The sequence below is a fragment of the Psychrobacter sp. NG25 genome (assembly GCF_015234355.1).
Classification (GTDB): domain Bacteria; phylum Pseudomonadota; class Gammaproteobacteria; order Pseudomonadales; family Moraxellaceae; genus Psychrobacter.
Window position 1 is genome coordinate 274,807 of record NZ_JADGMV010000001.1, and the last position, 26,830, is coordinate 301,636.

General features: G+C 43.6%; 23 protein-coding genes. 15 read left to right on the forward strand and 8 right to left on the reverse strand.

All coding sequences use genetic code 11. The annotated features are described in order from the left end of the window. Positions 1-13: 13 nt before the first annotated feature. A complete protein-coding gene (locus IPZ60_RS01120; RefSeq protein ID WP_194196044.1) occupies positions 14-385 on the forward strand; it encodes a DUF423 domain-containing protein in 372 nt (123 codons plus the stop codon). A gap of 72 nt (positions 386-457) precedes the next feature. Continuing rightward, positions 458-658 (forward strand): sulfur carrier protein ThiS, encoded by a 201-nt coding sequence (thiS, locus tag IPZ60_RS01125; RefSeq protein WP_194196045.1) that lies wholly within the window; start codon positions 458-460, stop codon positions 656-658. 348 nt (positions 659-1,006) lie between these two features. On the opposite strand, the gene hpf is transcribed toward thiS, so the two are convergent. Then, positions 1,007-1,387, reverse strand: coding sequence for a ribosome hibernation-promoting factor, HPF/YfiA family (hpf, locus tag IPZ60_RS01130; RefSeq protein ID WP_194196046.1), 381 nt, complete (start codon positions 1,385-1,387; stop codon positions 1,007-1,009). Between the two features lie 371 nt (positions 1,388-1,758). Continuing rightward, positions 1,759-3,423 (reverse strand): RNA polymerase factor sigma-54, encoded by a 1,665-nt coding sequence (gene rpoN / locus IPZ60_RS01135; protein ID WP_194196047.1) that lies wholly within the window; start codon positions 3,421-3,423, stop codon positions 1,759-1,761. 314 nt (positions 3,424-3,737) lie between these two features. Here rpoN and IPZ60_RS01140 point away from each other — a divergent pair, with 314 nt between their 5' ends. Next, on the forward strand, positions 3,738-4,634 hold the full coding sequence (locus IPZ60_RS01140) for a nitrilase-related carbon-nitrogen hydrolase (RefSeq protein WP_194196048.1): 897 nt from the start codon (positions 3,738-3,740) through the stop codon (positions 4,632-4,634). Positions 4,635-4,669: 35 nt separating this feature from the next. On the opposite strand, the gene IPZ60_RS01145 is transcribed toward IPZ60_RS01140, so the two are convergent. The 4 genes from IPZ60_RS01145 to IPZ60_RS01160 all read right to left on the reverse strand — a co-directional run bounded on the left by IPZ60_RS01145 (position 4,670) and on the right by IPZ60_RS01160 (position 8,671). Next, positions 4,670-5,713: a tyrosine recombinase XerC gene (locus tag IPZ60_RS01145; RefSeq protein ID WP_194196049.1), complete on the reverse strand. Its 1,044-nt coding sequence runs from the start codon at positions 5,711-5,713 to the stop codon at positions 4,670-4,672. A gap of 47 nt (positions 5,714-5,760) precedes the next feature. Beyond that, the gene (gene dapF, locus IPZ60_RS01150) at positions 5,761-6,648 is read right to left on the reverse strand and encodes a diaminopimelate epimerase (RefSeq protein WP_110921895.1); all 888 of its coding nucleotides are present in this window, start codon (positions 6,646-6,648) and stop codon (positions 5,761-5,763) included. 329 nt (positions 6,649-6,977) lie between these two features. Then, positions 6,978-8,309 (reverse strand): diaminopimelate decarboxylase, encoded by a 1,332-nt coding sequence (lysA, locus tag IPZ60_RS01155; RefSeq protein ID WP_194196050.1) that lies wholly within the window; start codon positions 8,307-8,309, stop codon positions 6,978-6,980. A gap of 62 nt (positions 8,310-8,371) precedes the next feature. Then, on the reverse strand, positions 8,372-8,671 hold the full coding sequence (locus tag IPZ60_RS01160) for a lipoprotein (protein WP_194196051.1): 300 nt from the start codon (positions 8,669-8,671) through the stop codon (positions 8,372-8,374). Between the two features lie 643 nt (positions 8,672-9,314). Between IPZ60_RS01160 and IPZ60_RS01165 the strand changes: the two genes are divergently transcribed. From IPZ60_RS01165 to IPZ60_RS01220, 12 genes are all read left to right on the forward strand, one after another. Next, positions 9,315-10,544, forward strand: a complete 1,230-nt coding sequence (locus IPZ60_RS01165) for an acetate/propionate family kinase (protein WP_194196052.1) — start codon at positions 9,315-9,317, stop codon at positions 10,542-10,544. A 187-nt stretch (positions 10,545-10,731) separates the two neighbouring features. Further along, positions 10,732-12,879 (forward strand): phosphate acetyltransferase, encoded by a 2,148-nt coding sequence (gene pta, locus IPZ60_RS01170; RefSeq protein ID WP_194196053.1) that lies wholly within the window; start codon positions 10,732-10,734, stop codon positions 12,877-12,879. Positions 12,880-13,110: 231 nt separating this feature from the next. Beyond that, complete coding sequence (locus IPZ60_RS01175; protein ID WP_227669170.1) at positions 13,111-14,034, forward strand: nicotinate-nicotinamide nucleotide adenylyltransferase; 924 nt, start codon at positions 13,111-13,113, stop codon at positions 14,032-14,034. A 141-nt stretch (positions 14,035-14,175) separates the two neighbouring features. Continuing rightward, the gene (gene rsfS / locus IPZ60_RS01180; protein WP_194196055.1) at positions 14,176-14,589 is read left to right on the forward strand and encodes a ribosome silencing factor; all 414 of its coding nucleotides are present in this window, start codon (positions 14,176-14,178) and stop codon (positions 14,587-14,589) included. Positions 14,590-14,754: 165 nt separating this feature from the next. After that, a complete protein-coding gene (locus IPZ60_RS01185) occupies positions 14,755-15,507 on the forward strand; it encodes an MOSC domain-containing protein (RefSeq protein WP_194196056.1) in 753 nt (250 codons plus the stop codon). Between the two features lie 28 nt (positions 15,508-15,535). Further along, positions 15,536-16,036, forward strand: a complete 501-nt coding sequence (locus IPZ60_RS01190) for a DUF2247 family protein (RefSeq protein ID WP_194196057.1) — start codon at positions 15,536-15,538, stop codon at positions 16,034-16,036. A 55-nt stretch (positions 16,037-16,091) separates the two neighbouring features. Beyond that, positions 16,092-16,967: an N-acetylmuramoyl-L-alanine amidase gene (locus tag IPZ60_RS01195; RefSeq protein ID WP_194196058.1), complete on the forward strand. Its 876-nt coding sequence runs from the start codon at positions 16,092-16,094 to the stop codon at positions 16,965-16,967. 50 nt (positions 16,968-17,017) lie between these two features. After that, positions 17,018-17,764: a pyridoxine 5'-phosphate synthase gene (locus tag IPZ60_RS01200; protein WP_194196059.1), complete on the forward strand. Its 747-nt coding sequence runs from the start codon at positions 17,018-17,020 to the stop codon at positions 17,762-17,764. 94 nt (positions 17,765-17,858) lie between these two features. After that, positions 17,859-19,049 carry a glycine C-acetyltransferase gene (gene kbl, locus IPZ60_RS01205; RefSeq protein WP_194196060.1) on the forward strand — a complete coding sequence of 397 codons (1,191 nt, stop codon included), beginning with the start codon at positions 17,859-17,861 and terminating at the stop codon, positions 19,047-19,049. A 63-nt stretch (positions 19,050-19,112) separates the two neighbouring features. Beyond that, complete coding sequence (gene tdh, locus IPZ60_RS01210) at positions 19,113-20,138, forward strand: L-threonine 3-dehydrogenase (RefSeq protein WP_194196061.1); 1,026 nt, start codon at positions 19,113-19,115, stop codon at positions 20,136-20,138. A 120-nt stretch (positions 20,139-20,258) separates the two neighbouring features. Further along, on the forward strand, positions 20,259-20,420 hold the full coding sequence (locus tag IPZ60_RS01215; protein ID WP_194196062.1) for a hypothetical protein: 162 nt from the start codon (positions 20,259-20,261) through the stop codon (positions 20,418-20,420). A gap of 272 nt (positions 20,421-20,692) precedes the next feature. Next, positions 20,693-21,757: a hypothetical protein gene (locus IPZ60_RS01220; protein ID WP_194196063.1), complete on the forward strand. Its 1,065-nt coding sequence runs from the start codon at positions 20,693-20,695 to the stop codon at positions 21,755-21,757. A 401-nt stretch (positions 21,758-22,158) separates the two neighbouring features. Here IPZ60_RS01220 and IPZ60_RS01225 read toward each other — a convergent pair whose 3' ends face one another. Together IPZ60_RS01225 and purL are read right to left on the reverse strand one after the other, a co-directional pair. After that, the gene (locus IPZ60_RS01225) at positions 22,159-22,557 is read right to left on the reverse strand and encodes an ACT domain-containing protein (protein WP_194196064.1); all 399 of its coding nucleotides are present in this window, start codon (positions 22,555-22,557) and stop codon (positions 22,159-22,161) included. A gap of 198 nt (positions 22,558-22,755) precedes the next feature. Beyond that, on the reverse strand, positions 22,756-26,754 hold the full coding sequence (gene purL, locus IPZ60_RS01230) for a phosphoribosylformylglycinamidine synthase (RefSeq protein ID WP_194196065.1): 3,999 nt from the start codon (positions 26,752-26,754) through the stop codon (positions 22,756-22,758). Positions 26,755-26,830: the final 76 nt, after the last annotated feature.

Below are 26,830 nucleotides of genomic sequence, written 5' to 3' on the forward strand. Positions count from 1 at the left end.
ATATGAGTGTGCCATGTTAAATTGGGTAGGTATTGCAGCGATTAATATGGCTATCGCCGTTGCGTTAGGTGCATTTGGGGCGCATGGTTTGAAAAATATAGCCAGTCCTCAGCAACTCGAGTGGTGGCATACGGCAACATTGTATTTGTTAGTACATGCGATCGGATTATTGCTGGTGGGTCTGTTGATACGTCTCAAATACGTCTCTCAAACGACCGCTTGGCTGTTACAGATTGGCATTATAATATTTGCTGGTAGTCTGTGTGCGATGACACTTGGCGCACCACTTTGGTTTGGAGCGATTACGCCTATCGGTGGTGTACTAATGATTGCAGGCTGGTTGTGTCTGGCGCTATCAGCATTCAAAACAAACACTCAAAAATAATATAAGCAGCAAATGTAATGCGGTTGGTACTTGTGCTGTCCAAAAGAATTTTACATCATTTAGGAGCATATAATGAGCAACATTAGTGTCAATGGCAAAAAACTACAGACCACTCATCAGACCGTACAACTGGTCATCAATGAGCTTGGACTTAGCCAAGGTCGCTATGCTGTAGAAGTAGAAGGTGAACTTATTCCAAAGAGCGAACTGAGTCAGCTACGTATCGTTGAGGGTATGAACATCGAAGTAGTACAAGCAGTTGGTGGCGGCTAGTCACTGCAGTTTACTTATCGTAGATTAAATAGACTGAGTGTAATTCGCTTAGTTTGTTGAATAAAATACTGGTTTCATTTGGCTTATGACCAAACTCTCAAAAAGACTATCAGTAGTTTTGATTAATGAATAGACTTACTGATACTCTTATTTCTTGATATTAGTACTAAAAAAGGCCTCAACGCATGATACGTTTGAGGCCTTTTTCCTTTTTGTGTATTCTGACTTCAGTTTAGTAGAATCAAATGTAAATCATATGGCTAGCTATACTATTGGCTATCTATACTATTTATTATTATTTAGTCAGCCGATACTTATTAAATACGATATCTACCAAACTTCATCGAATCAAACGGCTGGTGCTACATCATCGACCATGAAGTCTTCATAGCGTTCATCACGTCCAGCACCCTGAGTCTTTTTACGCTCTTGACGAGTTTTATATTTACGCACTTGTCTATCAAGTTTGTCTGCCATTTCGTTGATGGCTTTATACATATCATCTTCACACGCTTGAACAAACATTTCTTGACCTGAGACTCGCAGTATCGCTTCAGCTTTATGGCTTTTTTTACCGCCATCACTAGAACCGCTGTTGTCTAACGATAATATCACCTTAATACTTTGTATCTGATCAAAGTGACGCTCTACTTTCTCAAGCTTTTCACGAACTGCCATGTCCATAGCTTCGGTAACGCTGATATGGTGACCACTGATAGAAACATTCATATTATTGTCCTTTTGATTGTACTTACAGTCAACAGATGAAGTAGCATTCCTGCTTTTATCACCCTGCTTTACCAACAATCGTTCTACTATCTTTTATAGCAGTACATCCAGAAAAATGCCTATATATCCTTTCATCATCTCCTGATTGCTACTATAAATATGCTAAATCGACACTTAGATTTCGTTGTTGGTATGACTCTAATTTGTCATGAAATTAGGATAGTAGCAAGCCATTAAATTGTAATTAAGTGTAACAATACCTGTTGTTTCCATCATGTTTCTATATAATCAAAAAATTTTATTTTTTATATTCCATCTGAAATATAGTCATCAATATACGAGCGTGCCTATAACTTATTGAATTCCATCGTTTAATATTTTTGTTTGCGCTGGGTAGATGATCCGATATTCATTGCTTCGCGATATTTGGCGACGGTTCTTCTGGCAATATCGATGCCCTCAACTAATAAACTGTCTTTTATGCGACTGTCTGATAATGGCTTTTTCGGATTTTCATCGGCGATGAGTTGCTTAATCATGGCACTAATAGCGGTCGATGAAACATCACCATCTGTACTACTCACATGTGATGAAAAGAAATGCTTTAAGGAAAACAACCCTTGGGGTGTCAGGATGGTTTTGCTAGTGGTCAGACGTGACACGGTGGATTCATGCAAATCAACTTCTTCTGCAATGACCTTTAAGATAAGTGGTTGCATGGCAGTCGCACCATGTTGTAAGAACTCTTGCTGATAACGCACAATACTGGTGGCGACCTTTAATAGGTTTTGATTACGCTCTTCGATACTGCGAATAAACAAGCGCGCATCAGTGAGGTTTTCACGCAGATACTGATTGTCAGGGCTATCATCACCGCGTTTTACTAAGTTGGCATACTCTTGATTGACTCGTAGCTTCGGCAGGGTGTCAGGATTGAGCCGTACCTGCCAGCCATCCTCTTGCGTATCGGCCCCTGCAGTGGTATTACCACTTTGGCGACGGACAGGCGTGACCAGCACATCAGGAATGTCGTAACTGTCTGGCTCCCGTGCGTAATCTGGTTGACTACTATGGAATAATAATCCTGGTGAAGGATTTAAGCTGCGTAATAGATTTAATGCAGGTGTGATCTTCTCAGCTGCGAGCCCTGTCTGCTCGGTCAGTGCTTTGATATTATTACTGACTAAATATTCGCTAGCAGATAGAAGTGCTTGCGCTTCTTTTAGAGACTCGGTATTACTATCAAGCTTGGACAGTTGAATCGCTAGACATTCACTGAGGTTCCGTGCCCCAACACCGAGTGGGTCGCAAGATTGAATAATACGCAATACGGCCAGTACTTCATCTTGCTCAACAGACTCATCCCATTGATAAAAGCTCGCCATGGTCTCAAAGCTCTGCAACAACTCATCGATATCAAGCCGAACAAAACCCATATCATCCATAGAGTCCATCAGATAGGTGGCAATCAACATATCTGCTTCTGATAGATGTTTAAAGTTCAGCTGCCAACGCACATGATCTTGGATAGTGGCAGACGTGCCGCCTTGATAGCTATCGAAGTCATCGTCACCTTTGCTCCCTGAACTAGTAGCCGCAGATGCATAGTTACTGCTATCAGCACTATTATCAAAGCTACTATAATCGTCACTATCCATCGTATAATTGTCTATGGCACCATCATCGATATTGGCTTGCTGTAACTTATCAAAGCTATCACTAAGTTCATTATCATAGTCAGAAGTAGTCGTATTGCTGTCAGATTTGGCAGTAAATGACTCAGTGCCAGCACTTTGATTCCAGCTATCCAATGTCAGCGAATCGCTAAGCTCGTCTATGATATCGTCACCGCTATGCTCGTATTCATCGTCATCATCTTCGATACGTTCAAGCAGTGGATTACTATCCAGCTTGATCTGAACCTCTTGCGCGAGCTCAAGACTAGAGAGCTGCAGCAATTTAATGGCTTGCTGCATCTGCGGTGTCAGTTTCTGTGAGGTGCTTAGCGTGGTCGCCAATCCGAACGACATACTCATGGGCGGCTTATTACACTCCGGTAGTGATAATATTCTACAAATATTTTGGTCAAACCAGTGGTTTAACGTTATTAGGACATGACGATAGCATTTTTTGACGCAATTTTGCTATGATAATTTACACTCTGGCCAGATACAATTGTTACGCTTTTCTTATTAAAGCCTATAAATATTAGCATTTCAGCATTAACTGCTAAATAATTAATATCAAAAATCGGTTTATCATCATATAAATTTTATAAGAAAAGTCATGAAACACACGACTGAAAAATAGTTAAACTGAACTAACTTAAAAATTAACTGAGACTGCAACCATGAATAGTAAACAGAATAATCAATTTACCACTGCTGCCATTCAAATGAATAGCCAACAAAATATTGAGCAAAACTTAGCTACTATAAAATCTGCAATTATTGATGCAAGTGCGCAAGGGGCTCAACTTGTCGTATTACCAGAGAACTGCTGTAGCATGGGTGAGCAGTTTGCCACTGCAGAGCGCTTTGACGATCTATCAGCGATGATAGCGGACTATGCCCGCACTTATGGTGTCTATGTATTAGCAGGCTCGCTACCCTGCCCTTATCGACCTGATGGTATTGTCGTCCCTGATGGCAGACTACGCCAAGTCAGTCAGTTGTTTGCACCTGATGGCACGCGAGCGGCACGTTATGACAAGATTCATCTATTTACAGCCACTGTAGCGGATAAACACGGTAGCTATAACGAAGCAGCCACTTTCGAGCCAGGAACGCAAACCGTGATTACACCAATCGAAGCAAATGATACGGTCTATCAATTGGGCATGATGGTTTGCTTTGATTTGCGCTTCCCTGCATTGGCACAGCGTCTACGTCAAGCAGGTGCTGACATACTGAGCGCACCTTCTGCTTTTACTTACCTAACAGGGCAAGCCCATTGGTCGCTGTTGCTACAGGCACGTGCTTTAGACAGCCAGTGTATGGTCATTGGGGCGGCACAAGGTGGCGACCATATCTATAAGAATGGTGATATACGTCAGACGTGGGGACATACGGCGATTACCGCTTATGATGGTACAGTTATCAACCATTACGATGATAGTGTATTGAATGAAGCTACTGATCCAGAAGACAGCAAGCACTACGCCATGGTATTGGCATCATTAGATCAGCACGCCCAACAGCAAGGACGCCAAAAAATGCCTATCTTTGACTGTCATCGTTTAGCGTAAATTATGATTAGGGTGTGTTGAATATTCAACACACCTTATTTTTGATTTGAGTCATCGTCGCGTTGAGCATGAGTGGCTCGCGGGTGGGCACGATCATAGACTTGGGTCAATTTGGTAAAATCAACATGGGTATAAATTTGCGTAGTACTGATATCACTATGACCCAGCATTTCTTGTACAGCGCGCAAGTCACCACTACCTGACAGCATGTGTGATGCAAAGCAATGCCGCAATAAATGTGGATACATATTTTGTGAAATACCAGCACGAGTAGCGGCAACTTTTAGACGTTGCTGCACTGCCCGTGTTGATAAGCGGGTACCCAACTTTTCACTGATAAACAATGCCGTGTCCATTTGCTCTACCCATAGATTACGATGTGGCAGATAGCGCGTAATTGCCTCTGCTGCTTTTATACCTAATGGTACTAGTCGTGTTTTATTGCCTTTACCCGTCACACGTACGCGTAAGTCGGATAAATCTACGTCCGCTATATCTAGCGCTACTAGCTCACCCACACGTAAGCCACTACTGTAGAGCAATTCAAACATGGCTTTATCCCGTAACCATAAGCGTGCTTGCTCTGGAATATCAGGAATCTCTTGGTCAAGTAATTGAGTGAGCAAATCTACGTCTGCAATAGACGGTAATGGTCTAGGACTACGCTTAAGCTGGTAGCCAGTGGTTGGATTGATACGTGCTAGCCCTTCTTCAATGAGCCATCCATAAAAATGACGAATCGCCGACAGCTCCTGCTGGACGCTAGCAAGTGCAAGCTTGTCTTCATCGATACGCTGACCGATATGCTGGGCTAATTGACGCTTGTCACAACGCGTCCATGTCAGCCGTTTGCCACGTAAAAATAGCGCCAGCTGGTTCAAGCCAGCAAAATAAGCCGTTAGGGTATGCGGCGAGTGATTACGTACTGATAAAGTATTTAACCAATGATGCACTGGTACTAACAGCTCACGTAACGCTGTGTCCGACTCTGTAGTGGCTGCCAGTGTGTCTGACAGCCACGCTGCTGATTGTACTTCTGAACCCGATGCTGGCTCTATCTGACCTTTTTTATTGGACATAGCCCTATTAGAGATGACCATAGCATTTACCTATTCGCCATCCGAGTTTAGCCCTCAGAATTAGGCTTGATACCCGCTTGTGCCATTAGCCCATCTGGGCTAAACACGCCTTCATAAACAAAGGCCGTTGGACCTGTCATCATGACTGAATAACCCGGCTGCCATTTGATAATCATACTGCCGCCATACAGCTGTGCGCGCACTTCTTCGCCTTCATCCAACCAGCCTTCACGTATGCCAACCGCCACTGCAGCACATGCACCCGTACCACAGGCTTGAGTCTCACCAACGCCGCGCTCGAATACCCGTAGACGAATATGACGTTGATTCATCACCTGCATAAAGCCGACATTGACGCGATCTGGAAACGCAGGATGCGATTCGATGGCTTTACCCAAGGTTTCAACTTCAGCATCGAGCACATTATCGACTTTGATAACTGCATGTGGATTGCCCATATTGGCAACATAGAGCTGTACAGGTGTTCCATTAACATCCAAATGGTAGGCGTTTTGGATTTTAGTAGTGGCTCTTGGGCTAAATGGAATCTCGTCTGGCTCAAATTTGGGTTTGCCCATATCGACTTCTACCCAGCCATAACGGTCTGTGGTCAGCGTGATAATCCCACTTGCCGTCTCAACACGTAGGCGCTGTTTAAATGACAGTTTGCGTGCCTGTACGAAGCGAGCGAAGCAACGCGCACCGTTACCGCACTGCTCGACTTCAGTGCCATCGGTATTAAAAATACGATAGCTAAAGTCGACATCCGGACGCATCGGTGGCTCGACTACGAGCAACTGGTCAAAACCAATACCCAAATGACGATCACCCAATAACTGTACCAAATCCTTGGTTAATTCTAAGCGCTGAGTCACCAAATCGATGACCATAAAATCATTGCCCAGACCATGCATCTTAGTAAATTCTATTAGCATACCCTTGATATCCTATCCTATTTTTATGTATGGCTTATCTTAGCACGCTGTCAGATACAATCATAATAATACCAATCCCAAAAAATACGATTAGCGGTGTCAAATTTGTTTAGTCTACAGTGAGTAGTACTTACACTCGTTTTCCTTGCTACTCTAATTTTTATGAATGGTATTGCTTTCCAATAAAGGCATGCCTGCAATTAAAAGACAGCTTTAATTAAAAAACAACTTCCTCAAAATCCAGTCATAAAAAAACCCATTGTCATTATCACAATGGGTTCTCTTCAATCATCAAATACGGTGATAGTTTTGGCTCGTCTTTAATAACCTTACTGCGCCTGCCACAATGTTTCATTTTCATATAATGATTCAATGGTTTCGCGCGGACGAATCAATTGATGATGGTTATCAGACACCATCACTTCGCTAGCACGTGGACGCGAATTATAATTGCTGCTCATGGTAAAGCCATAAGCGCCAGCACCAGTGATGGCCAATGTATCTCCTGCTTCCAATGCTAACAAGCGACCTTTTGCTAAGAAATCTCCCGTCTCACAAATTGCACCAACGATATCCCACGGTTGCGTACCATCCGTATCGATACCTTTGCTCGGTAACACGCTTGGAATCACGGCCATTTCTGCTTGATACAGTGCAGGGCGAATCAAGTCGTTCATTGCCGCATCGACAATAGCGAAGTTCTTGTGTTCGGTAGGCTTTAGCACGTCGACACGCGTTAATAGTACGCCAGCATTGGCAACGATACTGCGGCCCGGCTCAAAGAATACCGTCAGTCCAAGCTCGCTTAGTTTTGGTAATAATGCAGCAGCAAACTCGTCCATAGACACAGGCGTCTCATCGATATAGCGCACCCCTAAACCACCACCCAAATCTATATGACGCAGCTCAATACCTTTTTCACGGAGGGTGTGTATCAACTCGATTACTTTGTCTAGCGCAGCAACGAATGGCTCTACTTCCGTCAACTGCGAGCCAATATGGCAGTCGATACCAACGATATCGATATGCGACAACGCAGCGGCTTGCTCATAGACAGCAACAGCGTCTTCGTGCGTGATACCGAACTTATTGTCTTTTAAACCAGTTGAGATGTAAGGATGAGTCTTGGCATCGACATTGGGATTGACTCGTAGAGATATAGGTGCTGATTTATCGAGTTGCTGTGCCACTTCATTGATTAAAGCCAGCTCGCTAATAGACTCGACGTTAAAGCAACCGATGCCTTGGGTGAGTGCATACTCGATATCTCTATAAGTTTTACCAACGCCTGAGAATACAACGCGCGCAGCTTCACCGCCTGCCGCCAATACTCGCATCAACTCACCACGTGAGACAATATCAAACCCTGCACCCGCCTGTGCTAACACGCCAAGTACAGCAAGATTAGAGTTGGCTTTAACGGCATAGCAAACCTGATGCTTTAGACTGGCAAAGCTATCGGTGTAAGCCTGATAAACATCTAATATCGCCTGCTTTGAGTAGACATAACATGGCGTATCATAGCAATCGACCAACTCAGTCATACTGACCTGCTCCATATGTAGAGCGTCGTTGCGATAATTCAGCGCAGGCAAATGAGCAGTTAAGGCTTCAGGGTTAATATATAACCCTTGTTCTGTTTGGGTCGTTACTGTAGTCATTGTGGTTATGTCTCTCATTAAATCAGGTAAATTTATTCGGAATTATTGATGCTCTTAAACAATTAATAATCGTTAGGGTCTTCGTTCACATCTGATAGCACTTGCTCTAAATAGCGAGCGTTCTGTTCATCATTACTTGCCGATGCAGCACCTTGTGACTCTCCAGCATTAGACAACATCTCTGACCCTGCCACCTTTGAGCTGTTGGAATCGGCTAAATAGAGGTCGCCCTTTTGCCCACAGCCCGTTAATCCTAACATGACTGCACTACCGATAATCAATGCGGAGACGGCACGGCGACTGGTGTTAATAGATAAATGAGAATTGCACTCAGTGTTTGAAACGCGGCGTATAGTAAGCATAGGGCAATAACCTTGCAGCAGTGTGAATATGATTGAAAACAGGACGTTTACGACTGAAATATTCAAAATATTATAATCTATGTAAGCATAGCATTGTATCAGTCAGGCGGTAAGCCTCTTGAGGGCGATTGACCAATAATTTTGCTAACTTTATCATGTGTAAATACAGCTTATGACGATAATGATTGGTGCATATTATTTGGTGAGTTCTGAGAAATTTATGCATTTTATGTGGCAATTATGGTTTGTGGAGCGCAGTTTTATGGTGCAAAACACGGCTAAACACATTTTGAAAAACTTTCTTACAATTTTTATTGCGGGCAATCTTGCCTTTATAGCACTTACTGTTTGATGGCTATATTCGGTGCACAGGTGTAACAATGCTTGACGATGTTCAGTCTTAAACCTTATAGTTACTGTGGTATAAGATACTAATTGTGTTACATTATACTCCGAAAATATCGCTTTGATGGATTGCTAGAAGCAACCAAACAGAGTGACGAGTAGGGATTTATTGGTAGACCTGTAAGCGTGATATCGCTTATTTCATTTTTATGAAAGGTCTGCTGATTTTTGTTTGTTCGGCGGAAATTAATCCGCTATGATTCACCCCTTGTCAAAAAACATAATCTAAGGATAGAGCATGAGCGATAGCACCCCCATCTTTAATGATCGTAATACCGGTAGATCAAAACTTATCAACCCTACTTTGGTTCTCAACTGTGGTTCATCTTCTATAAAATATGCGCTAATCAGCGAAGACGAATCCACTCGTATTACCGGTCTTGCCGAAAACTTGGGGCTTGATACCGCTCGTATTAAACATACTACTTTAAACGGTGAAAAACTTGAGATTACCATCCCTGGTGGTCGTCATGAATTGGCTCTTCAAAAAATCCTAGCACTGCTTGAGCAATATCATTTTGTCGCTGTAGGACATCGTGTGGTTCACGGCGGTCGTGAGTACTCAAAAGCCGTCCGTGTCGACCAACATGTACTTGATGAAGTAAAACGTTTAAAAATCTTAGCACCTCTACACAACCCTGCAAACGCCTTGGGTATTGAAGCGGTTGAAGCCATTTATCCTGACATCCCACAAGTGGTCGTTTTCGATACTGCATTTCACCAAACGATGCCGCCAGTTGCCTATCGCTATCCAATTCCAAAAGCCCTATACGAAGAAGAAAAAATTCGTCGTTATGGATTCCATGGTACCTCACATGCTTATGTCTCAGAGCGTGCTAGCGAAATTACAGATACCAAAGGTCCACATGGTTGGCTGACCGCTCATCTAGGCAATGGTTGCTCAGCGACTGCCGTCTATAACGGTGAAAGCTTGGATACTAGTATGGGTCTGACGCCACTTGAAGGCTTGATGATGGGTACGCGTAGTGGTGACGTCGATCCTAGCTTGCACATTCATCTCAAGCGTAAACTGGGTATGAGCCTAGAAGAAATCGATACTATGCTCAATAGTGAAAGTGGCTTATTGGGTATCTCAGGTCTGTCGAATGACTTGCGTACGATCGAACAAGCAGCGAATGAAGGCCATAAAGATGCTCAACTCGCCATCGAGATGTTCTGCTATCGTGTCGGTAAATACCTAGCCAGCCTAAGCTGTGCGCTACCTGACTTTACTGGTATCGTCTTTACTGGTGGTATTGGTGAAAACTCAGCGACCACACGTGCTCGCATCTTAGATGTTATGCGCCACTTCGGTATCAAGTTTGATGCTGAAAAAAATGATGATTTAGTCGGTGGTGCAGAAGGCAGCTTCCAAGACGAAGGTAGTAGCATCGAGCTATGGGTTGTCCCAACTGATGAAGAATGCCAGATCGCTAAAGAAACGCGTCAAGCATTAGGTCTAAAATAGAAAATAGCCCGGCTATTACAGTGATGCTTATTTAGGGGCTTATGTCGTATAAATATTTTTATATGACATAAGCCTTTAAGTAACGGCGCTACTGACCAATCACTGCAAGCGAAAGCAGCAGCCATCATTTTAGCCAGTCAGCAACACCTCTCTCACGGATATAATAAAATAAATAGTAGGATATGCTATGCAAACCATTTTACTTGTACCTATTAGTCGCGGTATCGGCCTGACATCAGCAGCGCTCGGTCTCATTCGTGCGCTCGATTATAACGGCGTTAAAGCCGGTTTTATGAAGCCATTTCTGCAAGATGATACGCTCGATAAGCAAAACAGCCTAGACAGCTCAAGCGCATTAACCATGCATGCATTTGGTCTGACACCGCCTAAATCTATCAACCGTCAGCGCGTTGAGCGTATGATTGGTGATGGCAATCTTGATGAATTGATGGAAGAAGTGATCGAAAACTTCCATAGCATCGGTGATGACCAAGACGTCGTGATTTGTGAAGGTCTAGTACCCACTACTGAAGCCTCTTATGCATCACAAATCAACCGTGCTATTGCCCACGCTTTAGATGCCAAAATCATCTTTGTTAGTACGGTCGATACCAAAAACCCAGCCCATTTAGCCGATAAGCTCGATGTGCATGCTCGTGAATTTGGCGGTATCGCGCATGAGCGTACTTTAGGCTGCATCTTGATGCGTGTGCATGATGTGCCAAATACCTTTGACACTCAGCCAGTCGCACCGGGTGAAGCCATGGTCAGCTTGGATGCTGGCTTTATGCAAGAAGTGCAACGTCTGTCACCACATTTTGATACCGATCGATTCCGCCTAATCGGTGTGGTACCTTTTAGTGATTCATTGTCAGTGCCCCGTACGTGGGATATCGCTGCAGAGTTGGATGCCACTTGGTTAAATGTCGGTGAAGCAAAGACACGCCGTATCAATCATATTAGTTTGACAGCTCGCTCAGTCGCACGCGTTGATGAAGTGTTCAAACGTGGTACGCTCATCGTCGTACCTGGCGATCGTGATGACTTATTACTCGCCGCAGCACTGGCCTGTATCAATGGCATTCCACTAGCAGGTCTGGTACTGACTGGTGGTGTCTCGCCCAATTCAACCGTCGCTGAGCTATGGCAATCTGCACTCAAAACAGGTATTCCTGTCATGAGTGTTGAAACAGATAGCTTTGAGACCGTACAAAGCTTGATGCACATGAGTGCTGAGATTCCAAACGATGATATTGAGCGCGCACAAGAAGTCACACGCTATGTGGCCGCACACTTAAATCTAAGTTGGATTAAAGAATACTTTAGCCATGACCATCAACCGCGCCTATCGCCTGCCGCTTTCCGTCATCAAGTGGTCAAAAAAGCACAAGCCGCTAAGAAACGCATCGTATTACCAGAAGGTGCTGAGCCACGTACGGTAGAAGCTGCCTGTATCTGTCAAAGCCGCGGCATCGCTGATTGCGTACTGCTCGCAAAACGCAGCGAAGTGGAACAAGTTGCCAAAAATCGCGACTTAATCTTGCCAGAAGGCATTGAGATTATGGATCCTGACACGCTTGATATGAACAAATATATCGCTGCTGTGGTTGAGCGTCGTAAAGGCAAAACGACCGAACTGGTCGCTGCTGAACAGCTTGAAGATACCGTGTTCTTAGGTACTATCATGCTACAGATGGGTGAAGTGGATGGATTGGTCTCTGGCGCCATACATACCACTGCCAACACCGTACGCCCAGCATTCCAGTTAATTAAGACGGCACCGCAGTACTCATTGGTATCTTCTATCTTCTTTATGCTGTTACCTGAGCAAGTCGTGGTGTATGGTGATTGCGCCATCAACCCTGACCCAACGGCGGAAGAGCTGGCTGAAATCGCTATCCAATCTGCCCAGTCTGCGGCAGCGTTTGGTATCGAACCAAAAGTGGCAATGATCAGCTACTCTACTGGCTCATCAGGTACAGGCGCGGATGTCGAAAAAGTTATTCGTGCGACCCAAATCGTTCGTGAACGTGAACCAACACTTGCCGTTGATGGCCCATTACAGTATGACGCTGCATCGGTCATGAGTGTCGGTAAACAAAAAGCACCTGATTCACCCGTTGCCGGACAAGCCAACGTCTTTATCTTCCCAGATCTCAATACGGGTAACACCACGTATAAAGCGGTGCAGCGTAGTGCCAACGTCATCAGTGTTGGGCCGATGCTACAAGGTTTGAATAAGCCAGTAAACGATTTGTCACGTGGTGCATTGGTCGACGATATTGTCTATACCATCGCACTGACTGCTATTCAAGCGCATAGCGATTTGATTTAATCGTCACACTGTTTATTGATAAGAAATTTGCTGATTAAAATTTTGGTGATTAGCAATATACAACTAAGCCGACTGTCACTATGATAGTCGGCTTTTTATTACCGTTTTAATGACAGAAGCTGACCCGCCCACTACAATAGCGCTATCGTTTCTTTTGAATCCACTATCACGTTTTTCTTACCAGCCATTTGACCTATTTATATCTAATATGACCAACAATTTATGCTTAATATGACTAACCATAAACAGACTCAACACCCTACACCTGCCATCCGTGCTTATCTTGGTGGCTCATTTGATCCTGTGCATAAAGGTCATTTGCAAATAGCCATGTACGTCTATCAGCATTTATTACCGCTAGCGAAGCAGCAACAGCGCGAGCTGCATGTGTCATTGTTGCCCAATGCTCGCTCACCTTTTAAACAAGAAAGTACCGATCCCAAGCATCGTTTGGCCATGTTAAAACTGGCGACAATTAATACCCCGATACAGATAGATGAGCTTGAGCTTTGGCAAGCACCACCTATTTATACCATCGATAGCGTGCGCACGTTACGACAACGCTATCCGCATGACCGTTTAATATTCATCATCGGCATGGACAGTGCGCTGAGTTTGACCAAATGGAAAGAAGGACTTGAGCTGACCGACTATGTCAATCTGTGGATTTTTAATCGTGACAGCCTGTCTGATGTTGATGTTGATGTTGATGTTGATGTTGAAAATAACAGTTTTGCCGAAAATACGAAAAATTTAGTAGACGAAAATCACATAGCGCAGGATGTGGCTGAATTGCAGTCACAACTACCGGCGGCGCTGCAATGTTTGGTAATCGACTCACCGACTGAATTGATAATGCCCAACGCTCAAGCACGGATAAATAACAGCGCTCTACAAAGTAACTATCAAGGTCACATTTATATAGACCCGCGCCCTGTGACAGCCGTATCAAGCACACAAGTACGTCAAAAACTTCAGAAAATTCCTCACGTATTAAATATAAAGCACACTGCCGAAACGCAAATCACATCTTTGCAACCAATAAATGATATCATGTGCAATACTGAACTTAATCCATTAGCTAAATGGCTAAATCCTGCTGTTTATCAATATATTATCGCCCATCAGCTATATTCTGCTGCTCAATTCCGTTAAAATCGCCTTATCTTTGTCATTTTGCCCACCATGTCTGTATACGTGACTGGCTACATATGCTCCGTTGGACAATGACAACCAATGCAAATTGATGATTGACCCTTTTATTTTAAATATTTACGATTCAAGAGATTAAAATTTATGACCAACACCATGACTGAAGAACGCCTAACAGAATGTTTGACCATTGTACAAAGCGCTCTAGATGATATGAAAGCAAAGAACATCACTGTAATGAATGTAGAAGAGTTGACTGACGTAACAGAGCGCATCATCATCGCTGATGGTACGTCTAAGCGCCACGTACGCGCAATGGCTGACAGTGTCGGCGCTGAAGCTAAGCAAGCGGGCTTTATGCCACTTGGCCGTGAAGGCGGTATCGACTCTGATTGGACGTTGATCGATTTGGGGGCTGTTGTCGTCCATATGATGACGCCACAAGCACGTGAGTTCTATGACTTAGAAGGCCTATGGTCATCACCTGAGCAATTGGCTGAGCTGGTCGCTGTACCACGTGAAAAGAAAACTGCGGGTCGTCGCAACAAAAACAAATAAGACTGTTGATTACGACAATCGTTCAACATTGAAAAATGTACTACCAAAAAGACCAGATGATTATTCTGGTCTTTTTTTGTGTGACCTCTGAGGTGGCGAACCCGTATAATAAAATGGATATCAGACAGTCCTCGCCTGCTAATTCTTTGTATATTAGGAAACCTTATGAGCGCAGCATCAGTCACGCCAACAGTTGAGCAAACCCCAAAAGACTTTAACCAAGACCTGCCGCTACATATTGCCACCCTAACCTGTGTGCGTGCTGGCAAGTCCATGCCATTCACCCGTGAGCAACTGAGTGCCATTGACAAAGCGCCAATTAAAGCGCCTGTCGCGGTCAACTTCATGGGCCTCGCCACTGATGAGCAAGCCGATCGCAAACATCATGGTGGCCCGCTAAAAGCGGTGCATCAACTAGCACCTGCGACTTATGAAAAAATCAATGCAGCGTTCAGCCTAAAAGTACGCGTTGGTACATTGGGCGAAAACCTCACGACCGAAGCCGTCAATGGTCTGCCTGAAATGACCGAATCTGCCGTATGTATTGGCGACGTTTTTCAGTATGGTGATACTGATACTAGCGATAGTGTCCAGCTACGCATCGTCCAGCCGCGACGCCCCTGCTACAAGATCAATGATCAGATCGGACAGTTTACCAAAGTGCCAAATATCGCAGCATGGGTCAGCAAACAAGGTATCTCTGGCTGGTACTTCCAAGTCGTGCATGATGGTCTAATTGATGCGGATTTGCCAGTTTATTTAATTGAGCGTCCCTATCCGTTTGCGACACTTGAGACACTGTGGCAACTGGCCAATTCTAAAGAGAAATACGATGCTAATGTGATTGAGCCATGGCTCGCGATTGAGTGTTTGGAAGAGAGTTGGAAAAAGGTCTTGGCTAAGAAGGTTAAGAGTTAATCAATACTAACTAGAGATTAGAATCATTATGAAAGACCTTAATATTCCCTTTTCTTTTTTACAAGAACATAGCGTTATTTTATCTGCAGAAGAAATCAGATTTGCTATAGGGTATGAGCTAATCGATTTAAGAGAGTTAGCTGACATTGTTGATAAGTCATTAATTAAGTACCCTAATGATGAGAGCTTATTAGAATTGGCTCTTAATCTGTTGTTAGACAGTTTTTATATAGATACTGACATCAAACCTATAAGTTTAATATCTAGTGAGGCAGCCTGTAAGCTGAAATCAGTAAGTAGTAAATGGAGATACATTCTCTTACTTTGGCTCTATGAAAATAGAGAAAATAGTAGTGCTGATTACGATAGAATCAATAAAGTTTATGCTGACTTTAGTTACCCTGTAGATATGGAAAGATTCATAAGTTATATGCCTGCTCATGGTAATACTGAAAAGCTAGGCTATGACCATATCTTGCATAACTGGAAGGACTATTTAAATGCTTATAAACATTTAATAGCATCTTAAATACTTCAATCTGAACTACCCTTTGGAAAGACATCATTCCTACACAGAGCATTTCATGGTAAAAAACATCTTCTTAGCATTTGGCCTAACACTTCCCTTGATTGGCTGCGTGACCACGACCTCTCCCGTCGCGACCACTAAGAGCTACATCGTAGATAGTAAAACCTATCAAGCCACTGGAAAAAGCGAACGTATCAAAACCATTGTGCTGCACTATACGGTTTCAGACAATGACAGATCTATAAAAACACTGACCACAGGCAAGGTCAGCGCCCATTATCTTATTTTAGATAATGACGATGATAAAATTTATAATTTAGTACCAGAAAACGAGCGCGCTTGGCATGCCGGTGATGGCGGCTTTGCAGGTAGAACCATCTTGAACGATACCTCTATCGGCATAGAAATCGTCAATGCAGGGATTGCGCCTGAGTATCAGAATGCCCTAAAAGACGGCAAGCTGGCATATCATCCTTATGACCATTATGTGGCTTTTGATGAGTTACAGATTAAAAAGGTCGCGGAGCTGGTGCAAGATATCACGGCAAGATATGGCATCTCACCAAAGAATATCATCGGTCATTCTGATATGGCACCCTCGCGCAAAATAGACCCCGGTGCCAAGTTCCCTTGGCAGCAGCTGTATAAGCAATATGGCATCGGCGCTTGGTATGAGGATGCTGATAAATTTTCTTTTATGGACATAGACGCATTTGCAGCGGCTACGATACCTGAGATTAAGCAGCAGTTTCGTGACTATGGCTATCAAATCAATAGCAATGACGAATGGGACAAAGCCAGTCGCGATGTCGTCTATGCGTTTCAGCTGCACTTTCGACCCCGTAATCCAACAGGCGAAGTAGATTTAGAGACTTATGCTATTTTAAAGGCATTGAATAAGAAGTATGCTGATACCAACGATTTTTATTAGCCATTAATAACCAAGAATCTATCCATAACAACAATGAAAAAGGAAATACTATGAGCACATTGTTTAGCGTAAATTTGAATAAATTGGCTTTGATCCGTAACTCTCGCGGTACTGACTACCCTAACCTATTATACTTCGTGAAGAAGCTGATTGACCTAGGTGTCAAAGGCTTTACCGTACACCCGAGACCCGATGAGCGTCATATCAGATACCAAGATGTCTATGATATCAGTGCATTCTTAAAGGACTATCCAGAGATTGAGTTCAATATCGAAGGCAACCCAAACGAGCAGTTTTTAAAGATTATCCGTGAAGTAAAACCGCATCAATGTACGCTCGTGCCAGACAGTGATGATCAGCTGACCTCGGATCATGGCTTTGACATTATCAAACATCACGAGTTTTTATCAATATTGAGCAAAGAGCTGGAAGCGTTCGGTACGCGCTGTGCGGTGTTCATCGACCCTGATATCGAACAAATCAAAGCAGTCATCGAGAGCGATGTACAGACAATCGAGATGTATACCGAAGAATGGGCGCGCGCTTACAGTAATGGTAAGAGCGATGACAATATTGAATTCGATGAGGTTAAGCAACGCTTTAGCGACTGTATCACCCTAGCCAATCAAAACGGTATCCGCGTCAATGCGGGTCATGATTTGAATTTGGAAAATTTAGCCGATCTGCTCGCGCTTAGTGATATCGCTGAGGTGTCGATTGGTCATGCATTTACGATTGAATCGCTGGAGCAAGGCATGGATAATGTCGTGCGTCAGTATTTAGAGATTTGTGGGTAGTCCGTACTAATAAGTAAATAGTTTGATTCTATCAGCAGTCCTAATATCTGCATTATCAATACAAACGCTAATAATATTAAAAAAAGGAATCTTTATGTATCAAGACTTTCAGAAACACCTACAACAAGAAATCAGCGACATACGCGCAGCAGGACTGTATAAAAACGAGCGTGTGATCACCTCCCCGCAAGATGCGCTCATCAAGATTGCCGATGGTCGTGAGATGCTTAACTTCTGTGCCAATAATTATCTTGGATTGTCTGATCACCCTGAGATTAAAAAGGCGGCTATACAAGCCATTGAAGACTCAGGTTATGGTATGTCATCTGTGCGTTTTATTTGTGGTACGCAAGATTTGCATAAGCAATTAGAAGCGGCGATTTCTAAGTTTTTTAATACCGAAGATACGATTCTTTATGCGGCTTGTTTCGATGCCAATGGCGGTGCCTTTGAGCCACTACTGACCGCTGAGGATGCCATTATTTCTGATTCGCTAAATCATGCCTCAATCATTGATGGTGTACGCCTGTGTAAAGCGGCTCGTTATCGCTATGCCAATGCAGATATGCAAGATTTAGAGACTCAATTACAAGCGGCGCAAGCACAGCGTTTTCGTTTGATTGTCACTGACGGTGTGTTTTCAATGGATGGTAACGTAGCGCCAATGGATGAGATTTATGCGTTGGCACAAAAATATGATGCCATGGTCATGATTGACGAGTCACATTCAGCAGGCGTGGTCGGTCGCACTGGCGGCGGCGTGACTGAATTGTTTGATCTACGTGGAGATATTGAGCTAATCACTGGTACTTTGGGCAAGGCATTTGGCGGTGCTATTGGCGGCTTTACCACGGGTAAAAAAGAAATCGTTGAGATGTTGCGACAGCGCTCACGCCCGTATCTGTTTTCAAACTCCATTCCTCCTATGGTAGCTGCCGCTGGGGTAAAAGCGTTTGAGATGCTCTCGCAAGACAATACCCTACAAGATAAATTGCATGAAAATACCGCGTATTTTGTTAAAAAAATGCAAGACGCGGGCTTCGATATCAAGCCCACCGAATCGGCAATTTGTGCGGTGATGCTTTATGACGCCAATGTCTCGCAGCAAATGGCAGATGCACTGCTTGAAGAAGGCATTTATGTGATTGGCTTCTTCTACCCTGTCGTACCCAAAAACGAAGCTCGCATTCGTGTCCAGCTCTCTGCCGCCCATACTCGCGAGCAGCTAGACCAGTGTATCGCCGCCTTTATCAAAGTTGCTAAGCAAATGAAAGTGATTGATTAAATGTCGTTCGGTATTGATCTAAATTCAAACATTAAGCACAACACCGTTAAATAAGAGAAAAGTATGAAAGCACTGGTTAAAGCCCATGCCAAAAAAGGCATCTGGATGCAAGACATGCCAGAACCTACGGTTGGCATCAATGACGTTAAAATTAAAATTAAAAAAACCGCTATTTGTGGTACAGATTTGCACATTTATAAGTGGGATGAGTGGTCAGAAAGAACCATCAAGACGCCGATGATCATCGGACACGAATACGTTGGTATCATTAGCGAAATGGGCGATGGTGTAAAGCATTTTGAAGTGGGTGATCGAGTCACAGGTGAAGGTCATATCGCTTGCGGGCATTGCCGTAACTGCCGCCGTGGTAAGCTCCATGTGTGCGAAAACACCATCGGCGTGGGCGTTGACCGCGATGGCGCATTTGCCGAATATTTGGTGATACCTGCCGACAATGTCATCAAACTCGATGAGCGTATCAGCGATGAGATGGCAGCTATCATGGACCCCTTTGGCAATGCCACGCATACTGCCCTTTCATTTCCTGTCCTTGGTGAGGATGTACTGATTACGGGTGCGGGACTGATTGGTTCTATGGCAACAGCGATTTGCCGCTTCGCAGGGGCGCGTAATATCGTGGTCAGCGATATCAGCGATTATCGCCTAGAGCTTGCCAAAAAAATGGGCGCGACGATGACCATCAACCCAGCCAAAGGTGAAACCATCGAAGGCGCCATTGCTGAGTTAAAAATGCACGGCTTTGATATTGGGCTTGAGATGTCAGGCTCGCCTCAGGCTTTTGACTCAATGATTAGTAATATGTATAACGGCTCTAAAATTGCGCTCTTGGGCATTTTGCCTAACACCACTACGGTGGATTGGAGCAAGATTATTTTTAAGGCGTTAACCCTAAAAGGTATTTATGGTCGTGAGATGTGGGAGACGTGGTATCAGATGGAGCAAATGCTGATTAGCGGTATTGATTTGACACCAATCATTACCCATCGCATGCACATTGATGACTTTCAAGAAGGCTTTGATATCATGGAAAGTGGGCAATGCGGCAAGGTGATTTTAAGCTGGGATTGATAACGTGGTGCGTCAGTACTTGAGAAGTCGTGGTGAGGGTTTAAATTGTCACGACTGATAAAACGGCACTGATTTCAGTGCCGTTTTTTTTATATTAAAAAGTGATAAGAGAGATAAACGATGAGTAATTCTGAAGCCGAAAAACTTGAAAAGTATTTAGCAGAAAAAGCCAAACAAGATCAGGAAAAAGAGCAGGAATTGAAGCCGCTCTCTGCCTATGATGCTTGCGTGCTAAAGGAAAGTGCTAAGATTCATGAGTTGATTGCTGAGGCTAGGAAATGAATTTGAGGAGCGCTAGTGGAAAGACAAATAAAATATATTTTGCTCGAGACTATTATAGAAAGCAACATTATAAGACAACCTATCGTTCTTAACACTTTGTATATAATAAACTTATTTTAAGAAGTGATGATTCTATTAGGGTGATTTTTTCGAAATATCCTTCATTCTTGAAAAAAATAGGGCAATTATAATAATGAGATATCATGATTATATATAGCACTTCTATGTCAGATTCAATATACTTAGTATGAAAATTAATTAATGAGAGACAAATGAGTAACTTACTTAGGGTAGAACATAATAATCAAGAAATAGTTCTAACAGTTGAGAATGAGCAATTAGGTAATTTCGTATCAAGTCTATTAGGTCAACCTCAATCAATAGATAAAGTTTTTACTATTCCATTTGATGCTAATCACAATTACTTTACTCATCTAATTGAGTTGATAAAACAAAGACTCGATCAACAAAATAATTATGAGCTTGTTTCATTCCAAGCGACAATAGGATATAAAGACAATACAAGAAGAAAACTTAATACAATAGAAGCCTTCAAGACTTTTTCGGAAAGTTTGAGCCTCATTAGCACAGATTTAAACTTTAAGTTTGGAATACTTATACATTTTCCAAATAAACAAATACCAGAGAAACAAGAAATAGATATAAATTTCAGCACATCAACAAATGAAAAAAGATATTACGCTAGAAGTATATTTGATTTAGCACTTAGAAATAAAGAATATACATCAGGAATTATAGCAGTTGAGTTAAATCATACTGAGCGTACATGGGCTGATGACATGCTAGCCATAATCGAAAATTCATTCAACGAAATATGGATAAAAGAGTCGAATTTTAAAAAAATAACTAGATCTATATTTTCTTTTATAAGACTTGATAGTTCTTTCTTTACAATGATTTTTGCTACTTTATTCATGATAGTGCTACTCGTTAATATAGGTGAGCATGAAAGTCTTCAAAATGTAAAATATCTTGATACTCTCGAGAAAGCACCTAAAGACATGAACACACTTCATCAAAAAATAGATTTTGTCGCAAATAACTTAACAACTAACTCTAATATATTAAATTCCTCTTTGATAAAGGATTTCGGTGTATTTGTAGGTATAACAGTTTTGTTTTTTGCCTTTATCTATATTGTACAAGAATTCATTAACCCTTCTAAGTCTTTTGTTGTTTTGACAAATAGAACAGTAGAATATAAAAAAGAGATTTTGAACAGTCATAAAAATAAAATATGGGCTCTATCCATAGTTGGAACTATAGTTTTAAGTATTATTGCCAACTACATATATAGTTTTATAGTAGCTATTTGAATTATAAGATTAGAGCATACATTTTAGCCCTATAATTCGTAGGGTTCACTCAATCCACCGTTAAATTAAATCTCAGAATAATTTATCATAAAATGGTCATTCAGAAGCGAGTTTTAGCCCTGATTGCAGCGGATATACTTGGTTGGTCACTGGGCTGCGGAGGCTTGGCTAGAGATGGTCGCTCGAATGTTGGAACGCCTCTAGCCTTAGCCACCGCCCAGTGGACGACCAAGATAGTAGCAAAAAGCAGGATTAGCTCCCTATTTATAAAAACCTAAATCCCAAACACAAAAAAGGTGAGCCTTAAGCTCACCTTCTTATTTTAACAAACAGCTATCTAAAACAATATTCTAAACTAACTTAGTCGATCATAACGAAGCAACTTAAGACGTCAAAATATTTTATATATTACTCAGCTCTTTTAACGCCGATAGCGCCTGCTCTGCCTTATCATCCGATACAAATATATGGTCATGATAATAGGCAGCTATCACATTGGCACTGATACCCTTTGAGGTCAGTTTGGTTGACACGGCTGCGGTTAGACCTACCGCTTCTAGGCTTGAATGCACCGTTAAGGTGATTTGTCGAAACACGCCCTCGTAATGTAAACCTGCTTCATCAGCTTTGTCTTTTGTTAGCACCAAAGTCAACCCTTCTGGCTCTACAAACGTCGCGATTGGTGCTAAGTTTGCGTATTCTGCTAGTTCCCCTTTTACGGTACAAAACACAAATAACTCATCAACCAGTTCTGGCTGCATCGAATTCAATAGCTCATTGATATCTGTAATTCCTGACATTTTAATCTTCCTTACTTTGCTTAATTCTAATCTTTATTGACTGCAATTTTAGCATGGGTGTCATTACCTATACTTGTGAAAAAACGAGCCAAACGCTAGCCCTTATCTCCAAACACTCAAATCTTAAACACAAAAAAGGTGAGCCTAAGCCCACCTTTTTATTCTAAAAAACAGCTATCTAAAATAACTCAAACTAGCCTATCTTAACCAAGCACGAGCGTTACGGAACATACGCATCCACGCGCCGTCTTCATCCCACTCTTCTGGTTTCCAGCTGTGGTTATAAGCTTTTAGGTTACGCTCAGGATGCGGCATCATGATCGTGACGCGACCATCAGTGCTACACAGACCCGTGACACCGCCGACCGAACCATTTGGATTGAGCGGATACGTCTCAGTTGGATGACCTTGGCTATCGACATAACGCATCGCAAGCTGACCGTGTTTTGCCATACCGTCGATTTCGTTGTTATCTAGTGTGGCATAGCCTTCGCCATGCGCCACAGCGATTGGCAAGATGCTGTCTTGCATGCCTTTGAACAGGATAGACTTGGTACGCTCAACTTTTACGTTGACCGTACGCGCTTCAAAACGAGCTGACTGGTTGGCGATGAAGCGTGGGAAGTTATCTGCACCTGGGATGAGGTCTTTTAACTGAGCCATCATCTGACAACCGTTACAGACACCTAGTGAGAAGGTATCAGGACGGGCGAAGAAGCGGACAAACTGCATGCGTAGCTCGTCATGGAACAAGATAGAGTTCGCCCAACCAGAGCCTGCGCCGAGCACGTCACCATAACTAAAGCCACCACAAGCGACCAGACCGTCGAAGTCACGTAGATTGATACGGCCACTGAGCAGATCACTCATGTGTACATCGACCGCTTCAAAGCCAGCTTGCGTAAAGCCTGCTGCCATTTCCGTCTGACCATTGACGCCTTGCTCGCGCAAGATAGCGACTCTTGGTTTATTCTCACGACTGGCTAAATATGGCTCTTCAACCTTTTGATTGAGATCAAAGTTCGGCGCAGCGATCAGACCTTGATGGCTAGCATCAGCAATCAAGTCATACTCTTGCTGTACGCACGCTGGGTTATCACGGCGACGCGCGATTTGATAGCTGACCTGAGTCCACGCTTGCTGTAATTCAGTACGGCTAAAGCGTAAAGTATCATCACCCATGAGCGTTGGCGTTTGGATAAGTAAGCTGTCTTCTTCTGAGCTTTGACCGACGAGGCTCAGCATATCAGCAACGTTAAACTCTTCTGCCAATTGCATGAGAGCAGCGACGTTTTCTGGCAATACTTGGATGACTGCGCCTAGCTCTTCACTGAACAGCTGACCGAGTAAGTTATCATCAGTTAACGACAGCTTGATACCTTGACGGCTGGTGAACTGCATCTCAGCGATGGTCGCCAATAGACCGCCATCACCGATATCGTGATAGGCGCTGATGACGCCTTGTGCATTACCCGCTTGGACAAAGTTAAAGAAGTCGACCAAATCGCTTGGCTGCGCCAAATCTGGGCAATCATTACCCAATTGGCTCAGCGTTTGCGCAAGGATTGAACCACCTAAACGTAGCTTGCCTTTAGACAAGTCGATACGGTAGAACGCGCTGTCGCCATTGATTAGCTCAGGCGTTAGCGTTTTTGCCACATCAACCACAGGAGCAAAGGCAGTAATTACCAAGCTCATTGGTGATACGACTGATTTATCCGTCTCACCTGCTTCACTGCTGTCAGTCCAGTTGGCACGCATCGATAGCGAGTCTTTACCAACTGGAATCGCGATACCCAGTGCTGGGCACAGCTCTTCACCGACTGTATAGACCGCGTCAAACAATGCAGCATCTTCTGCATCATCGCCACATGCTGCCATCCAGTTCGCTGACATCGTGATATCAGACAACTGAGCAATACGCGCACCAGCGATGTTGGTAATCGCTTCGCCAATTGCAAGTCGTGCTGACGCTTGAGGGCTGATTAGCGCAACTGGTGTACGCTCACCGATACTCATCGCTTCACCGCTCATCACCTGATCATCTAGCGCAATCAAGCCTGACGCTGTCACAGCACAATCAGATACTGGCACTTGATAGCGACCCACATACTGATCACGCACCACCATACCGGTGATAGAGCGGTCACCGATACTAATCAAGAATGATTTGCTAGCGACGGTTGGATGACGCAGCACATCAGTAATAGATTCAGCTAAATTAACATCGCCAAGCTCTAGTGCTGGCAACGTGCGCTCAGAACGCTCAAAGCTACGCTTCATCTTCGGCGTACCACCTAGCAATACTTGCATCGGCATATCGACAGGCTGCTCAGCGAGCAATGTATCATCAACGACTAGCTGACGCACATCCGTGGCCGTTCCCAAGATAGCATATGGGCAACGCTCACGTGCACAGATCGCATCGAATTGGGCTTCGCTTTCTGGACGAATCGCGAGGACATAACGCTCTTGCGCTTCGTTTGACCAAATGGCCATTGGCGACATGCCAGCTTCTAACGATGGAACTTTACGCAGATCTAGTACCGCGCCCATCTCGTGGTCATTGACCAACTCAGGCATTGCATTAGAGATACCGCCAGCGCCCACATCATGCAATGACACGATAGGGTTGCCGTCTTTACCATTATTACTCGCATCGACATCACTACCCGCTAGTGCCCAGCAGCGATCCATCACTTCTTGGCAACGACGCTCCATCTCAGCATTGTCACGCTGAACTGAGGCAAAATCTAAGCCTTCATCGAGTGAACCACTATCAACTGAAGATGCCGCACCACCACCCAGACCAATCTGCATGGCAGGGCCACCAAGGACGATTAACAAATCACCTTGCTGAATGGCATTTTTTTCAATGAGGTTGCGTTTGATATTGCCGTAACCACCTGCCAGCATGATTGGCTTATGATAGCCGCGCATCTCGCTGCCATCTTTTGCCGCTGACGTATCTAATTGGAAACTACGGAAATAACCGCATAGGTTAGGACGACCAAATTCGTTTGAGAAGTTGGCTGAGCCCAATGGTGCTTCAGTCATAATCTCAAGACTGGTTGCCATACGGTCTGGCGTGCCATAAGCCTGAGTACTCAATTGACCTGACTGCTCCCACTTCTCAGCGAGCTCTGGGATATGTAGGTGTGATACGTGGAAGCCTGTCAAACCTGCTTTTGGCTTACCGCCACGACCTGTTGCGCCTTCATCACGAATCTCACCACCAGCACCCGTCGCTGCACCCGCATACGGGGCAATAGCCGTTGGATGGTTATGCGTTTCGACTTTCATCAGAATGTCGATTGCTTCTTGATGGAAGTCATAAGGATGGGCAGAATTTGCATCCATCGCGTCAGTCGGAATTGGGTAAAAACGCATGCCGTCAGACCCTGCCATCACCGCAGCGTTGTCTTTATAGGCAGACAAGATACCTTGTGGATTCGACTGGTAAGTATTTTTAATCATTTGGAACAATGATTTTGGCTGTACTTCGCCGTCCACTGTCCACTCAGCATTAAAAATCTTATGACGGCAATGCTCTGAGTTGGCCTGTGCAAACATCATCAGCTCAACGTCAGTTGGATTGCGCTTTAGCTCATTGACATAAGCATTCATCAAATAATCAATGTCTTCAATTGATAATGCAAAACCAAACTGGGTATTGGCAGACTCTAATGCTGACTGACCTTGTCCGATGACGTCAATATGATTCAATGATGCTGGCTGCTCATCATCAAACAATTTGTTCAAATCATTCAAATCATAGACCAAGCTCTGCGTCATACGGTCAAACAATAATTGCTCAGCGTCTACTGGTAGTTTTTCGCCTGCTTCACTATCAATTGTTAACGTATAAACAACCACGCGTTCAACACGATTGATTTCAATTTCACAGTTATTAAAGATATCAGTCGCTTTACTTGCCCATGGCGAAATCGTGCCAAAACGTGGACCAACGATGACTTGTAATTGATTGTCCTGCGGGCCAGTCAGCACTGTCGCACTGTCAACAGCGAGTAGGTCTAACGCCTTTTTATGTTCATCACCTTCGAGCTTGCGTGATAGCACATACACTTGCTGGGTACTTATTTGACTGACATTGAGCTCGGTTTTTTGCTGGAACTGACTGATGAGTTGCTGCGTCTGAAAATCGGTAAGAAACGGTTGTCCGGCGATGGTCATCATAAAGGCATAATCCGTAAGATCAAGGCATCTCTGCCATGCTAAGTAAATGGTCTGCGTATTATAACAAGAAGCCCTG

What these genes read in the sequence shown, in the direction of transcription:
- IPZ60_RS01120 (WP_194196044.1), top strand. Translation starts at nt 14, where the DNA reads ATGTTAAATTGGGTAGGTATTGCAGCGATTAATATGGCTATCGCCGTT.
- thiS (WP_194196045.1), top strand. Translation starts at nt 458, where the DNA reads ATGAGCAACATTAGTGTCAATGGCAAAAAACTACAGACCACTCATCAG.
- hpf (WP_194196046.1), bottom strand. Translation starts at nt 1,387, where the DNA reads ATGAATGTTTCTATCAGTGGTCACCATATCAGCGTTACCGAAGCTATG.
- rpoN (WP_194196047.1), bottom strand. Translation starts at nt 3,423, where the DNA reads ATGAGTATGTCGTTCGGATTGGCGACCACGCTAAGCACCTCACAGAAA.
- IPZ60_RS01140 (WP_194196048.1), top strand. Translation starts at nt 3,738, where the DNA reads ATGAATAGTAAACAGAATAATCAATTTACCACTGCTGCCATTCAAATG.
- IPZ60_RS01145 (WP_194196049.1), bottom strand. Translation starts at nt 5,713, where the DNA reads ATGTCCAATAAAAAAGGTCAGATAGAGCCAGCATCGGGTTCAGAAGTA.
- dapF (WP_110921895.1), bottom strand. Translation starts at nt 6,648, where the DNA reads ATGCTAATAGAATTTACTAAGATGCATGGTCTGGGCAATGATTTTATG.
- lysA (WP_194196050.1), bottom strand. Translation starts at nt 8,309, where the DNA reads ATGACTACAGTAACGACCCAAACAGAACAAGGGTTATATATTAACCCT.
- IPZ60_RS01160 (WP_194196051.1), bottom strand. Translation starts at nt 8,671, where the DNA reads ATGCTTACTATACGCCGCGTTTCAAACACTGAGTGCAATTCTCATTTA.
- IPZ60_RS01165 (WP_194196052.1), top strand. Translation starts at nt 9,315, where the DNA reads ATGAGCGATAGCACCCCCATCTTTAATGATCGTAATACCGGTAGATCA.
- pta (WP_194196053.1), top strand. Translation starts at nt 10,732, where the DNA reads ATGCAAACCATTTTACTTGTACCTATTAGTCGCGGTATCGGCCTGACA.
- IPZ60_RS01175 (WP_227669170.1), top strand. Translation starts at nt 13,111, where the DNA reads ATGACTAACCATAAACAGACTCAACACCCTACACCTGCCATCCGTGCT.
- rsfS (WP_194196055.1), top strand. Translation starts at nt 14,176, where the DNA reads ATGACCAACACCATGACTGAAGAACGCCTAACAGAATGTTTGACCATT.
- IPZ60_RS01185 (WP_194196056.1), top strand. Translation starts at nt 14,755, where the DNA reads ATGAGCGCAGCATCAGTCACGCCAACAGTTGAGCAAACCCCAAAAGAC.
- IPZ60_RS01190 (WP_194196057.1), top strand. Translation starts at nt 15,536, where the DNA reads ATGAAAGACCTTAATATTCCCTTTTCTTTTTTACAAGAACATAGCGTT.
- IPZ60_RS01195 (WP_194196058.1), top strand. Translation starts at nt 16,092, where the DNA reads ATGGTAAAAAACATCTTCTTAGCATTTGGCCTAACACTTCCCTTGATT.
- IPZ60_RS01200 (WP_194196059.1), top strand. Translation starts at nt 17,018, where the DNA reads ATGAGCACATTGTTTAGCGTAAATTTGAATAAATTGGCTTTGATCCGT.
- kbl (WP_194196060.1), top strand. Translation starts at nt 17,859, where the DNA reads ATGTATCAAGACTTTCAGAAACACCTACAACAAGAAATCAGCGACATA.
- tdh (WP_194196061.1), top strand. Translation starts at nt 19,113, where the DNA reads ATGAAAGCACTGGTTAAAGCCCATGCCAAAAAAGGCATCTGGATGCAA.
- IPZ60_RS01215 (WP_194196062.1), top strand. Translation starts at nt 20,259, where the DNA reads ATGAGTAATTCTGAAGCCGAAAAACTTGAAAAGTATTTAGCAGAAAAA.
- IPZ60_RS01220 (WP_194196063.1), top strand. Translation starts at nt 20,693, where the DNA reads ATGAGTAACTTACTTAGGGTAGAACATAATAATCAAGAAATAGTTCTA.
- IPZ60_RS01225 (WP_194196064.1), bottom strand. Translation starts at nt 22,557, where the DNA reads ATGTCAGGAATTACAGATATCAATGAGCTATTGAATTCGATGCAGCCA.
- purL (WP_194196065.1), bottom strand. Translation starts at nt 26,754, where the DNA reads ATGATGACCATCGCCGGACAACCGTTTCTTACCGATTTTCAGACGCAG.